Annotated in this window: 9 protein-coding genes; 7 read left to right on the forward strand and 2 right to left on the reverse strand. The window is 45.7% G+C overall.

The window, feature by feature from the left end; translation table 11 throughout:
• Positions 1-230: 230 nt before the first annotated feature.
• Positions 231-2,213 carry a PTS mannitol transporter subunit IICBA gene (locus ACE3MZ_RS01795; RefSeq protein WP_411344850.1) on the reverse strand — a complete coding sequence of 661 codons (1,983 nt, stop codon included), beginning with the start codon at positions 2,211-2,213 and terminating at the stop codon, positions 231-233.
• The gene (locus ACE3MZ_RS01800) at positions 2,210-4,339 is read right to left on the reverse strand and encodes a PRD domain-containing protein (protein ID WP_411344851.1); all 2,130 of its coding nucleotides are present in this window, start codon (positions 4,337-4,339) and stop codon (positions 2,210-2,212) included. The genes ACE3MZ_RS01795 and ACE3MZ_RS01800 overlap by 4 nt, the downstream gene beginning before the upstream one ends.
• 1,191 nt (positions 4,340-5,530) lie before the next feature.
• Between ACE3MZ_RS01800 and ACE3MZ_RS01805 the strand changes: the two genes are divergently transcribed.
• The 7 genes from ACE3MZ_RS01805 (at position 5,531) to ACE3MZ_RS01835 (ending at position 12,501) form a co-directional block, all read left to right on the forward strand.
• Positions 5,531-6,289: a flp pilus assembly protein CpaB gene (locus ACE3MZ_RS01805; RefSeq protein WP_411344852.1), complete on the forward strand. Its 759-nt coding sequence runs from the start codon at positions 5,531-5,533 to the stop codon at positions 6,287-6,289.
• Positions 6,286-7,440 (forward strand): CpaE family protein, encoded by a 1,155-nt coding sequence (locus ACE3MZ_RS01810; protein WP_411344853.1) that lies wholly within the window; start codon positions 6,286-6,288, stop codon positions 7,438-7,440. Before ACE3MZ_RS01805 ends, ACE3MZ_RS01810 begins: the two co-directional genes overlap by 4 nt.
• Positions 7,441-7,462: 22 nt before the next feature.
• Positions 7,463-8,827 carry a CpaF family protein gene (locus ACE3MZ_RS01815; protein WP_411344854.1) on the forward strand — a complete coding sequence of 455 codons (1,365 nt, stop codon included), beginning with the start codon at positions 7,463-7,465 and terminating at the stop codon, positions 8,825-8,827.
• Entirely contained in the window at positions 8,824-9,750 is a 927-nt protein-coding gene (locus ACE3MZ_RS01820) for a type II secretion system F family protein (RefSeq protein WP_411344855.1), read from the forward strand. The genes ACE3MZ_RS01815 and ACE3MZ_RS01820 overlap by 4 nt, the downstream gene beginning before the upstream one ends.
• 3 nt (positions 9,751-9,753) lie before the next feature.
• Complete coding sequence (locus ACE3MZ_RS01825) at positions 9,754-10,692, forward strand: type II secretion system F family protein (RefSeq protein WP_411344856.1); 939 nt, start codon at positions 9,754-9,756, stop codon at positions 10,690-10,692.
• An 84-nt stretch (positions 10,693-10,776) separates the two neighbouring features.
• The gene (locus tag ACE3MZ_RS01830; RefSeq protein WP_411344857.1) at positions 10,777-10,995 is read left to right on the forward strand and encodes a hypothetical protein; all 219 of its coding nucleotides are present in this window, start codon (positions 10,777-10,779) and stop codon (positions 10,993-10,995) included.
• 126 nt (positions 10,996-11,121) lie between these two features.
• A complete protein-coding gene (locus ACE3MZ_RS01835) occupies positions 11,122-12,501 on the forward strand; it encodes a vWA domain-containing protein (RefSeq protein WP_411344858.1) in 1,380 nt (459 codons plus the stop codon).

Consider the following 12,501-nt stretch of genomic DNA (forward strand, 5'->3'; position numbering starts at 1 on the left):
ACCTCCGATAAGTATAGAGCAATTGCCGTTTGCAGTAATATTCAGATAACGATAATCTCGTTTTCATAAATGAACCGCAAAAAACGGCAAGTGCCGTTCATATGCGTCTGTGTTCAGACCAAGTATGGATAAACAGGTTCAATCAGCAGGCGGATGCGCTGCTGATTGAACCTTGAAAGCTTGTTTAAGATAGAATCCTTATCATGGATCGATTGTTGCGATACTACAGATTAGATCGAGAATGTGCGATAGATTTCGTCCGAATCGGTTACTTTTGCCAGATGGTGGACAACCGATTCGTCTTCGATCGTTTCAGCGATTTTGGTCAGGATTTGCAGATGTTCTCCGCCAGCGCCAGCGATACCGATTACGAGATACGCTTTGCCACCTTCAAAATCAACACCATTTGGATATTGCAGAACGACGATACCAGATGTTTGGATTTGTTTTTTCGCTTCTCCGACACCGTGTGGAATCGCTACGCCGTTACCGATGTAAGTAGTGGCTACTTTCTCGCGCTCTTGCATGGCAGCTACATAATCCGGTTTGACATAACCGGCGCCTGCCAGCAACTCACCTGCTCTGCGGATTGCGTCTTCTTTTGGCTCGCTGGACAGACCGAGTACGATGTTTTCTTTGCGAAGTACACCGGAACCGCCAACAGGAGCAGGGACGCCTTCCTTCGTATCTTCTACCACATGCGGTGCATTGTGACTCAGAACTTCGCTAACTTCTTCGCGTACACCGGCAGCTTCTTTCGGAATCGAGGAGGATGCATTGCCGGAAGTGGCGTCTTTCAATTTGCCGATCATGTCATCATAGATCGGGTTATTGATAAAGTTGTCGATCGATACGTGCTGTGCATTTGGCGCTTTGCCGCGTGCACGGCTAGTCAGGTTTTGCTGTGTAACGACGATGTCAGCATCGCCTGGGATTGCATCGACCGCCGAGTTGGTTACTTGAATCGGCAGACCGGCTTGCTGTACTTTTTTACGGAACGATGATGCGCCCATTGCGCTGGAACCCATACCTGCATCACAAGCAAATACGATTTTGCGAACGTTGCCGGATTGCAGATCTGCTGCTGTAGTCAGTGCTGGAGCTGCTGCACCACCACTAGACTTCATGCTTTTCGAAGCGGCTTGTGCTTTTTCCAGATCGCCTTCGCCTACAGGAGATGTGCGCAGGAAGATCGCAGAGAATACAAACGATACGATTGCAGCGGCAGCAACACCAGCGATAACAGGCAATGCGCCACCTTTTGGAGCGAGTGCCAGAATAGCGATGATACTACCTGGTGAAGCCGCACTGGTCAGACCGCTATGCAGCAGAACGTTGGTGAATACACCAGCCATACCGCCCAAAATAACAGATACGAACAGGATTGGTTTCATCAGTACATAAGGGAAGTAGATTTCGTGAATACCGCCCAGGAATTGGATAACGATTGCGCCCGGTGCGGAAGCTTTGATGCTGCCTTTGCCGAAGATCCAGTAAGCAACAAGTACGCCCAGACCTGGACCAGGATTGGCTTCCAGCAGGTAGAAGATTGATTTACCCGTTTCCAGTGATTGCTGTGCACCCAGTGGTGTGAAGATACCGTGGTTGATCGCGTTGTTTAGGAACAGGATTTTACCCGGCTCTACAAACAGAGATACGAGTGGCAGCAACTCATGTGCAACCAGGAAGTTAACACCTGCTTCAATCAGATGAGTGAATCCTTGTACGAGTGGACCGATCCCTACATAACCGAGGATCGCCAGAATCATACCGATAATACCGGCAGAGAAGTTGTTGACGAGCATTTCGAAACCGGCTTTGATTTTGCCTTCGATTGCTCTGTCAAATTGTTTGATTACCCAGCCGCCGAGTGGACCCATAATCATCGCACCGATGAACATTGGAATGTCCGCGCCGACGATTACGCCCATTGCGGCGATCGCACCGAGTACACCACCACGATGATCATGAACGACTTTACCGCCAGTATAGGCGATCAACAGTGGCAGCAAATATTTGATCATTGGATCGACCATTGTTGCTAGTGTAGCGTTAGGAATCCAGCCTGTTGGGATAAACAGGGCAGTCAGCAGACCCCATGCAATAAATGCGCCGATATTCGGCATAACCATGGAGCTGAGGAAGCGTCCGAAAGATTGTACGCGGTCTCTAGCGCTGCGTTTGGCTGGAGCAGGCGTGTTTACTGTGCTCATATTTGTTCAACCTCCATCATATATTGTTCAATTTTGCGGGTATATAAATCGCGCATCATGCCGGATATTTCCGACTTCAAACCGGAGGACCGGTCGGAGACGAGCCTTGTGACAAAGCCGGGGCGGTCGATCAGCGATTTGCTGACTTCGTTGACCGCTTCCAGATACGACTTGCTGCTGTCCTTCGGAGCGAGTAGTACAATGGAAGCGTATAGGTCAACATCTTGGGTCGCCGCCTGAATCGGTTCGGAGAACCGGATAATGCCGAGAAATAACTTGTTCACGACGCTGGAACGACAGTGTAGCAGGATCAATCCGTCTTGCGACAGTACGGTCTCGCCCATGCGTTCTCGTTCATGCAACTCTTGCTCCAGCGTATTGGCACGTTCCGCCGAAGCGGTGAACATGCCAGCGATCTGGTGAATCAGATCGGGTACCGATCCAGCGTGAAACTGGTCACGGATGACAAGCCCGGCGGTGAGATCGAGAATGCCGGTTAGCGTTTCCTTATGAATGCTCAGCGTGTCGGTTAATCGCTCTGCTGGATCGGTCGGTCTTACCATTTCGTTGTGCCGTGGTTCTGCTGTGATTTCCAAACGGGATAGCAGTTTACGAATGTCATTGATATCCTCTGGCGAAAGTAGCGGCGATACCCGAATCGTCGGGATGCTGCTGTCTACTTCGACAGTAGAGATAATCACATCCGCACGCGTTTCCATACTCGCTGCTTCCGAAGAAGAAACGACATCGATAATTTGCAGCGATGGAAATTCACGCTTCACCCGAATGGAGAGCAGGCTGGATGTGCCCATCCCGCTTGCACAGGCGATAATTGCTTTCAGCGGTTTGCGCTGGGCTGCGGCGTATTCGGACATAGCGCCAATATGCATCGCCAGATATCCAATCTCCGCTTCTGGCACGTCGCGCTGTGTGAACTCCGCCAGTAATCGGGAGCATTTACGAGCGATCTCAAAGGTAGGTCCATATTGCTCCTTGATCTGCGCTAGCAGCGGGTTACGGATATCCAGTCCCAGCCGCAGCCGCTCAATCGCCGGACCGAGATGGTTGATGAATCCCGCGAACAAGCGGCTGTTGCCTTTCAGCTCGAATCCGGTTTGCATTTCCGCCATCTTGAGGATATCGCGTGCCAGCTTGACCAGTTCAAAGCTGACATGCTCGTAATACGGATCGGATTCGACGCTGAGCCGAGTTTCGGCACCTTTGAGATGCATGGTGATATATCCCATTTCATCCTCAGGCACCGTAATGTCGAAGGACTGCTCCAACCGTTCTGCCAGCGTGCGAGCGATGCGGAATTCGCGCAATTGCTTCAGCTCATCCAGAATGTGGGACGCAATCGTAATGCGTTGTCCGCGCCGAATGCGCTCAATCGCGAGTGCCAGATGCACCGTCAGCCCGATATAGGCGCTATCGGTTAATTTCATATGCATCTCGCGTTCCAGATCGCTCAAGTACGTTTGCAGCTGATCCATCATGCCGTCGTCGACTAGATTGAGCAGTCGATTACGAATATGGAATTGCACGCGACCTGTTTCCTCATCGGGCGAGAGCTGATCCCGCACCAGATGGGTCAACTGGTATTCGTCCACACTTTCGTAGAGCAGATGAACGAGCGCGGAGCGGATGCTGCTCTCTGAGCCTTCTACATATACGCCTAGCCCGGGCTTTCGGACAAGCGCAATATCGAAGGAGGAGAGCCATTGGGCGATCCGATCCAGGTCGTTGCTGAGTGTGCCTTCTGTAACTTTGAATTGAGAGGCAAATGCGTAAAGTTTAATCGGTTCCTTGGAGAGAAGAAGTTCGCTAATAATGAAGTAATGCCGTTCCTCACGCGTGTAATCTTTGCGAAGGTTCTGTTCGTCGAGTTCTTGACGAGCGGCATCCAGAGCAGATGCACTGCCTTCCAGAGCCAGACCGGTTCCGGGCTTGCGAATGAGCTTCAGGTGATGCTGGCGCAGCCATTCTTCGGCGGCAGGCAGCTCACGTTTGACCGTTTTCTCACTGACGTCCAGATGATCCGATAGATCGCGAATCGTAATATAGTCGCCATGTGCCCCGGTCAGAAACTGAAGCATCATCGTCAGCCTGGCGGTCAGCTTCTCCAAAATGACAAACCTCCTCTCCCCAAAATCCGATTGTAAACGATATCATGAAAATAGTGCTGAGAAATTAGAACTAGTTCCGGTACTTCAAATTTTAAGCCTTATGTAAGCTGACATCAATTGAAAGATGCCTTGATTTGACCTCTGTGCATAAGGGACAAAGGCAGATAAATCCTTGCTAGTAAAGGGAAGTGAGTTGATTTTGGAAGGAATGGAATAGAGCATAAGTAGATAAGACAGGAGAAAACTGAACATATCACTCTGTAATATGCAGTTTTTTTACGACAAATAGCGACATCTAATAGCAGTTTGTTCACCTATAAGTGTAAGTGAAAGTTTAATTTCGGCAATATTCAGCAAAGAGGAGAACAGTAGAAGATAAAATACACTACATACATGAATTTTATCCAAAAGAAAATGAATTTCGATTATATTTCAGCAACAGAGTAATTGATATTAAGTTCGGAATACAGAAAAAAAAAGAGTTTAGATAAATTGAAGAAAATGGATAATTACCATGTATTAAACAAAAATAAAACTTGTTCAAACATGAAGATACAATAAAAATGTAATTTTGATACTTAATATTTATTATATAATTTTTAAGAAACATAAATTATAAAGTTCATTGCCTTACATATATAAGGTTCCCGGTTTTTTTGGTTGCCAACTAGGATGATCGAAATAGGTGAAATGTCGATTATCAGGTGAAAGGTTATGGGTAGGGTTTAAGAGAAAAGCCCCTGAAATGTTGTAGAATTTTAGCGAAAACGGGGACTTTATTACGAAATTGTCGCAAAAAGATGACATTGAAGCGGTTTTTTGTTACCTTACTTTTAAATAATTAATTATTTTGGTTAAATGTGGAAGATGCTTCAACAAGATACACATTCAATAACAATACAGAAGTAAGCAACTTGCAGCATGGAATGTATATTGCAGCCTTATATGATAACGATGCAGGATGAATACCTGATCGCCAGTATCCCGGACAAAATGCCAATCATCGCAGCTTATTCCCACTTTTTATTAAACTAATTCTAATCACCTTATTCTTAGTACGCGTATTTTATTTAGAACAATAGCTACATATTAAGTTTTGCCGGGTAGTTGCAATATGTATACGTTCCATCCTTTATCTTACCTTCATCGTAAGAATCACAATCAAGTTAACATAAAGGGGAAGAAGCGAATATGCTTGAGTCGAAGCGCAAAGCCACCATATTTATTAGTATTGCATTTATCTTTGCCTGTATTGCCGGATTTCTGTTTTTCCGACAGGTACAGAATCTCAATGAACAATTGGGAGGCACCACGACCGTTTATGTGGCGGCAGAAGATATTCCATCACGTACTCCTATTAAAGAAGAATATCTCAAAAAGATGGAACTACCGAATAAATTTGTGACTCCTTCTCATATCACGGATTTGTCATCACTGAAAAATAAAGTGTTTGCTGTTCCTTTGTCATCTGGTGATCTACTTACCAAAAATTTGCTCAAACCGGTATCGAATGTACAAAACCCAGAAAATCGTCTCGTTGCACTTTACAGCGGTGAACGGGTGAGGTTTGATCAAGATTTGAGTGCATTGGATCGTGTCGACCTTGTAGTATCGCAACAGGAGAACGGCAAGCCCGTTACCAAAGTATTTATGAAAGATGTTCTCGTATCGGCGGTTATGCAAACCGAAGGCAAATTGGTCGGTGTTGGCTTGGAAGTATCACAGGGAAATGCACCTTCACTGATTCATGTGCAAAATTATGCCGATTCCATTCGCGTACTGAAAGCAAATGTGGGTACCGAACAGGACACAGCTGTTCAAAGTAGTAAAGACAATGCGAACGCAGCAGAGCAGAAGGCAAGCAATAAAGCTTCTGATAAGGCAACCAATACAAAACAACCCGCAGTCTCCGATGCAAAACAGTCTCCAAAGGAGAGTGATCCATCATGATTATGAAACTAAAATCTATGATTATTAGCGAAGATGCCGCTTTGATCGCTCAATTGCATCCGCTGCTCTCCGATACGACGGTACATCAGATTAAGCCGGATGATGTGTTCAAAGAATTTGATCGTATTTCCCCAGATATTGTACTGATTACTGATCCGAAGCCAGGTACGGTTGTGGATAGTATTCAGCATATGACGACCCTGCAGCCACTTGCACGAATTGTATTGATTGCTAGAGCGCCAGACTTTGACTTGTTTCGTGATTGTATCCGAGCAGGTGCGACTGACTTTTTCGTCATTCCATCGGAATTGACACTGCTACAAAGTCGAGTACCTGCATTACTCAATCAACTAAACGAACTGAAGAAGAATGAACAAGAGCATCACAACACGCAAACATTCAAAAAAGGTCGAGGTCAGGTGATGGCGTTTTATAGCGCAAAAGGTGGGTCAGGCAAAACCTTGATTGCCGCCAATTTTGCTCATACGCTCAAGCTAGAATCGACTGCCCAAATTTTATTGATCGATCTCAATCTTCAATATGGAGGTATCGAAACGGTACTGAATATCGAATCAGGACGTTCGCTAGCAGATTTGCGACCGGTTATTAATGAATTGAATGGTAATCATGTATTAAATGTAGTCGAACGCGAACCTTTATCGCAGCTAGACATTTTACTAAGTCCGTCAGATGGAGAAGCTGCTGAATCGTTAAACGCGGACTTTGTATCAACGTTAATTCGTACTTGCCGTCGCAACTTTGATTTTGTCATTATAGATCTGCCAGTAGAGATGAACGAACTTACGTATACTGCTATGGAAGAAGCTGATAGTGTATTTTACATTTTGACACCTGATACACCAGCAATTCGCACCTTCAAAAAAGCAGAAAGTTTGTTTTTTACACTCGGTATGAATATGGCAGACCGTCTCAAAATCATCTATAACAAAACAGGCAAACAAAATGAACTTCAACCCAAAGATATGCAAGAGTTTATTAGTTATCCGGTAGAAGCTAGGCTTCGAATGGATGATAGAGGAGTACAATCTGCATTGAACAGAGGAGAACTGTTACGCAAAGCGGCAAATGAGAAGAAACTGCCTCAATTTTCGAAAGATATCAAGAAATGGGTGGATGGTTTGATCACCTGATATTCCGTGAGGAGGAAGCCACATGCCGTTGTTTGGTAAAGAAAAGCTCGCTGCACCTACAGCGAGCAGTGCATCCTACACTGTTCAACGTAGTATAGCGAACACGTCGTATATCGATGAACTGGTAGAACATTATAAATCTCGACTGTTGAAGGATGCCAATCTGGATATGCTCACTAATTTGTCACAGGGTGAGATGAGAATGCATATCGAAGTAATTATTAATCAGTTCATGGCAGAGGAGAAAGTTATTGTATCCCGTCAAGACAAAGAATTTATATTAACTCGTATTCTGGACGAGTCCGTTGGCTATGGACCGATGGAGCCGCTAATCCATGATGAGAACGTAACCGAGATTCTGATCAATGGTCCACGAGAAGTGTATGTAGAGCGGCTAGGTCGATTGGAACTCACTCCGATTGTTTTCCGAGATGAAGCTCATATCCGTCATATTGTGGACCGAATCGTTGCCCCGATTGGTCGTCGAGTGGATGAGAGTTCACCAATGGTCGATGCACGTTTGCCGGATGGGAGCCGCGTGAATGCAGTTATTCCGCCTATCAGTCTAAATGGCACGCTTGTATCTATTCGAAAGTTTCGTAAGGAGCCGTTTCAGACAGAAGATCTACTCCATTTTCAAACGATGAATGAGCCAATGGCAGCATTTATGAATGCACTGGTAGAAGCCAAATTTAATATGCTAATTTCTGGCGGTACTGGCAGCGGAAAAACAACGTTGCTAAATGTGCTGGCTGCCCGGATTCCACATCATGAGCGTGTCGTGACGATTGAGGATTCAGCAGAATTACGTATTGATCGCCCGAATGTGGTCGGTATGGAAGCCCGCCCTGCCAATGTGGAAGGAACTGGTGAAATTCCGATCCGCCAGCTGGTCAAAAATGCACTTCGTATGCGACCGGATCGCATTATCGTTGGAGAGGTAAGGGGTTCGGAGGCATTCGATATGCTGCAAGCGATGAATACGGGTCATGAAGGCTCGCTGACTACGGTGCATGCCAATTCACCAGCAGATGCGTTACGGCGGGTAGAATCGATGGTCATTATGGCTGGATTGGATCTACCCAGCGCGGTTATACGTGATTCAATCGTGGGAGCGCTTGATTTTATCGTACAATCGCTTCGCTTGACGGATGGAACACGGAAGATCGTTTCTATTGCAGAAGTCATTAACGATTATGATGGGAATTTTAAATTGCAAGAAATCTTCACTTTCCGACGTACCGGGCTGATAAATGGAAACGTTCACGGATACTATACAGCTACGGGTGTCATCCCGCGTTGTCTGGAACGATTGCAAACGTATGGTATTGATCTGGATCATACGATGTTTGTTCCAGAAGGCGAGCCAAAGGAGGCTGGCGTATGATCGAGACGTTGTTATTTATGGCAGCAGTACTGCTATGTATTTTTAGCATTTACTACTATCTTAGTTACCGTGCCGATAAACGCACCTGGAAGCGGCAGATGGAAACTCGTTATCAAAAAACGGAAAAGCGTCGTAGCTTCATTATGGTAATGGGTGATCGATTTGACCGAAGCCAATATGCAGAGCCGGTTCGTCTCCGACTAGTACGAGCGAATGTGCCGCTCAATCCGTCAGAGTTTCTGGCCATTCTGATTGTTGGTACGATGGCAGCTGTATTCGTCTTCAGCAACTTTTTCAGCATGACTTTTCCGCTTAACGTTGTACTGGCGGTTGTGTTGGTAGCGGCTGCTCAATATGTGTTCTTTTTGCTTCGCCAAGGTAAGCAGCAAGAGCGTATGAATGAGCAGCTGCCAGAAGTTTGCCGTATTCTGGCAAATACGACTCGCTCCGGTATGACGCTGGCACAAGGAATGGGAATGGTCGCTCAGGAGATTGCCGAGCCAGCACGTTCCGAATTTCAGCGGATTGTCTCAGAAATGTCGCTTGGTATCGATTTTGAACGGGCATTGCGAAATATGGAAAAGCGATTGCCTAGCCGTGAATACAAGCTCTTTGTTGCGATGTTGCTTGTACAGAAACGGGCGGGTGGCAATCTGTATTCCATTCTGTCTGATATGAGCACGACGCTGGAAGAACGCAAAATTTTGCGGCAGGAGATTCGCACGATGACCGCTGAACAGCGGTATGTCGCTTACATTTTGCCAGTCATCCCCATTTTCCTTATTCTGATGATGAATTCGATTGTGGACGGTTTTTTAGATCCGTTGTTCACTCCGGTAGGCATGATTCTAGGCGTTGTGTTCGTCATTGGTATTGGAGTTACGATCCTACTAGTTCGCAAAGTCACAAATATTAGGGTGTAGCGTATGATCTTCTTCATTTTTGTCTGTGTGTTCGTTGGATTATTGTTTTTTGGACTATTTCTGTTGGAATACCGCAAGTATGCGGAGAACAGACAGCAATTGAAATCTCATCTAGGTGAAGTTGCCACAGGATCACCTTTTTTAAAAGTAGAGAAAAAGCAGAATGTGAAGACGAGACTGCTAAATCGGATGTTCCATTATGCCGATGACTTTTCCGGCATTGGACACCGGATCAACTTTTTCAGTGAATCGCAGGATGTGGAGAAATGGCTAGTGCAGGCGGGTCATCCGTATGAGCTGAATGTGGAACGGTTTCAGGGACTCAAGATATTTGCCCTGATCCTCGGTGCATTGGCAGGAGCTTTCTTCTTTGTTCTTCGGTTTCCATTTTCACAGTTGACACTTATTTTACTTCCACTAGCAGGCTATTTTCTTACTATCTTTTGGCTCAAAGGTTTAGCAAAGAAAAGGCAGGACGAACTGGCATATAGTTTACCCGATTTTCTGGATACGATGAGCGTTACGCTGGAAGCCGGGATCGCATTGGATCAGGCGATGCGCGAAATTGTACGCTATTTTGAAGGACCGTTGCGGGAAGAATTCACAAGATTTTTGCAAGAAACCGATCTGGGTATTCCGCGCACAGCAGCTTATGAGAATTTGCTCAAGCGTAATGATAATATGGCGTTTACGACGGTTATCCGTGCTCTGATGCAAGGCGAACGTCTAGGTGTACCGATCTCGACCACTTTTAAAATGCAGGCGGAAGATATGCGCAAAATACGCAAGGAAAAGATCAAGGAAGTGGCAGCCAAAGCGTCACCAAAAATCACGATGATTACAACTTTTATCGTGATGCCGTCCGCAATGTTGCTGATTGGTGGACTCATGATTTTGAACATGTTCACTGGTGACAACAATGTATTTGATCTCTTTAAATGAGGAAGATGAGGCACGATCCATAGCGGAAATAACGTCATCTGACGTTTTTCATATATTTCACTTACACACGAGGAGGAATTTATAATGAACAAGCTCAACGAATGGACAACAACACTGGCGGTTAAGGCATCCAACGTACTTAGCAATGAAAAAGGTGCACAGTCGCTGGAATGGCTAGGTCTGGCAGCACTGCTGATTATGGTACTTGGTTTTGTATCGACAGCATTAAGCGGTGGACAGAGTCAAATTCAAGACCTGGTCAACAAAATTTTCACTAGTATCTCCGAACAGTTTGGCGGCTAAGATTTGTGATGAAGCAATATGATAACCAGCATCCTATCAGAGGCTGAGAACATTTGGATTTTCAGCCTCTTTAGGGGTCAGTATGCCTTCCGATTGGGATAGGCTATATGGCGGAAAGGAGTGCCTATGAACAAGAAGATACATTACATCATACCCGCCCTTTTGTTTGTTGCTTTGTTGTCAGCCTGTACCGGCAATACTACAGAGCAATCGAAAGCGGCTTCACCATCTGCCACTACAGCGCCGGTTGCCACGGACTCCTCATTATCAGCAGAAGAGACGACAACGGCAAGCGTACTGCCCAAGACTTTTGATGAGCTGGCAGAGTATCCGGCAGGTCCTTATGCCGATGTAACGTTTGCAGATCGACAGGATGAGATCGTTTCCCATGTGAAAGAACAGATACCGACGCTTAATCAACAAGCTACCGATGTAGTGTTGGATCAGTCGTTTGATCAGCTGGTCGCGATGTACATGCCTGCTCATGAGAAGCCTTTACAGCTCGCAGATTACAAAAAAGTAGAATTCAATGCAGGCGGCAATGCACCCGCGCGTGAGTTTAAACAAAATTTCAACGTCGAAATCGTACTGGATGCTAGTGGAAGTATGTCTGGCAAAATCGGTAGTAAAACAAAAATGGACATTGCCAAGCAATCGATTCAAAAATTTGCTTCCCAATTGCCAGCAGGCACCAAAGTCAGTCTTCGTGTATACGGTAACCAAGGAACGAGCAACTTCAAGGACAAGATGGAATCATGTAAAGTGACAGATCAGGTGTATCCGTTTAGCGAATACGATGCAGCTAAATTAAATACTGCATTGGATAGCTTCCAGCCATCTGGTTGGACACCGCTTACTTTGGCACTTACTGAAGCACAGCAGGATCTGGCTAACTATCCAGCAGATCAGAACACGAATGTCATTTATCTGGTCAGTGATGGGATCAACACCTGCGATGGTGATCCGGTAGCTACAGCGAAAGAAGTAGCCAACTCGGATGTGCAGCCGATTTTGAATGTCATCGGATTTGATGTAGATAATAAAGGGCAGCAGCAGTTGAAGCAAATTGCCAAGCAGAGCGATGGATTATACAGCGATGTGAATTCCGAAGATGAACTGATGGCGGAATTCAATAAATTACAGCAAATCGCCAAACAGTGGGATAGCTGGAAACGACAATCTCAAGTTGCCAGTTCCAATTATCAGGGTTGGAGAAATTTGGATGTCAATGCGTATGATGCCAAATGGCGTAACCATGACGACGATCTACGTCGTAATATTAGCGCAACATTGGATCACCTGCGCGACGATGGCACTATTACATCAGAGCAATATACCTATCTAGTTAATAAACGAACCGAATACGTCAATGTGCTAACACAGATTCGAATGGATACGGTTGCCGATATCCGCAAGCAGTTAGATCAGAAAGTGAATGACGTCAATCAGGATATTGACGAAACGTACGAACAGGGACCGCAGGATGTGAATAGTAGTACTCCATAA

Origin of the sequence: Paenibacillus sp. WLX1005, from assembly GCF_046603685.1 — a bacterium.
Lineage (GTDB): Bacteria > Bacillota > Bacilli > Paenibacillales > Paenibacillaceae > Saccharibacillus.

Bases quoted from the DNA above. Each gene is read 5' to 3' on its own strand.
- ACE3MZ_RS01835 (WP_411344858.1), top strand. From the start codon at position 11,122: ATGAACAAGAAGATACATTACATCATACCCGCCCTTTTGTTTGTTGCT.
- ACE3MZ_RS01820 (WP_411344855.1), top strand. From the start codon at position 8,824: ATGATCGAGACGTTGTTATTTATGGCAGCAGTACTGCTATGTATTTTT.
- ACE3MZ_RS01805 (WP_411344852.1), top strand. From the start codon at position 5,531: ATGCTTGAGTCGAAGCGCAAAGCCACCATATTTATTAGTATTGCATTT.
- ACE3MZ_RS01825 (WP_411344856.1), top strand. From the start codon at position 9,754: ATGATCTTCTTCATTTTTGTCTGTGTGTTCGTTGGATTATTGTTTTTT.
- ACE3MZ_RS01830 (WP_411344857.1), top strand. From the start codon at position 10,777: ATGAACAAGCTCAACGAATGGACAACAACACTGGCGGTTAAGGCATCC.
- ACE3MZ_RS01795 (WP_411344850.1), bottom strand. From the start codon at position 2,213: ATGAGCACAGTAAACACGCCTGCTCCAGCCAAACGCAGCGCTAGAGAC.
- ACE3MZ_RS01815 (WP_411344854.1), top strand. From the start codon at position 7,463: ATGCCGTTGTTTGGTAAAGAAAAGCTCGCTGCACCTACAGCGAGCAGT.
- ACE3MZ_RS01810 (WP_411344853.1), top strand. From the start codon at position 6,286: ATGATTATGAAACTAAAATCTATGATTATTAGCGAAGATGCCGCTTTG.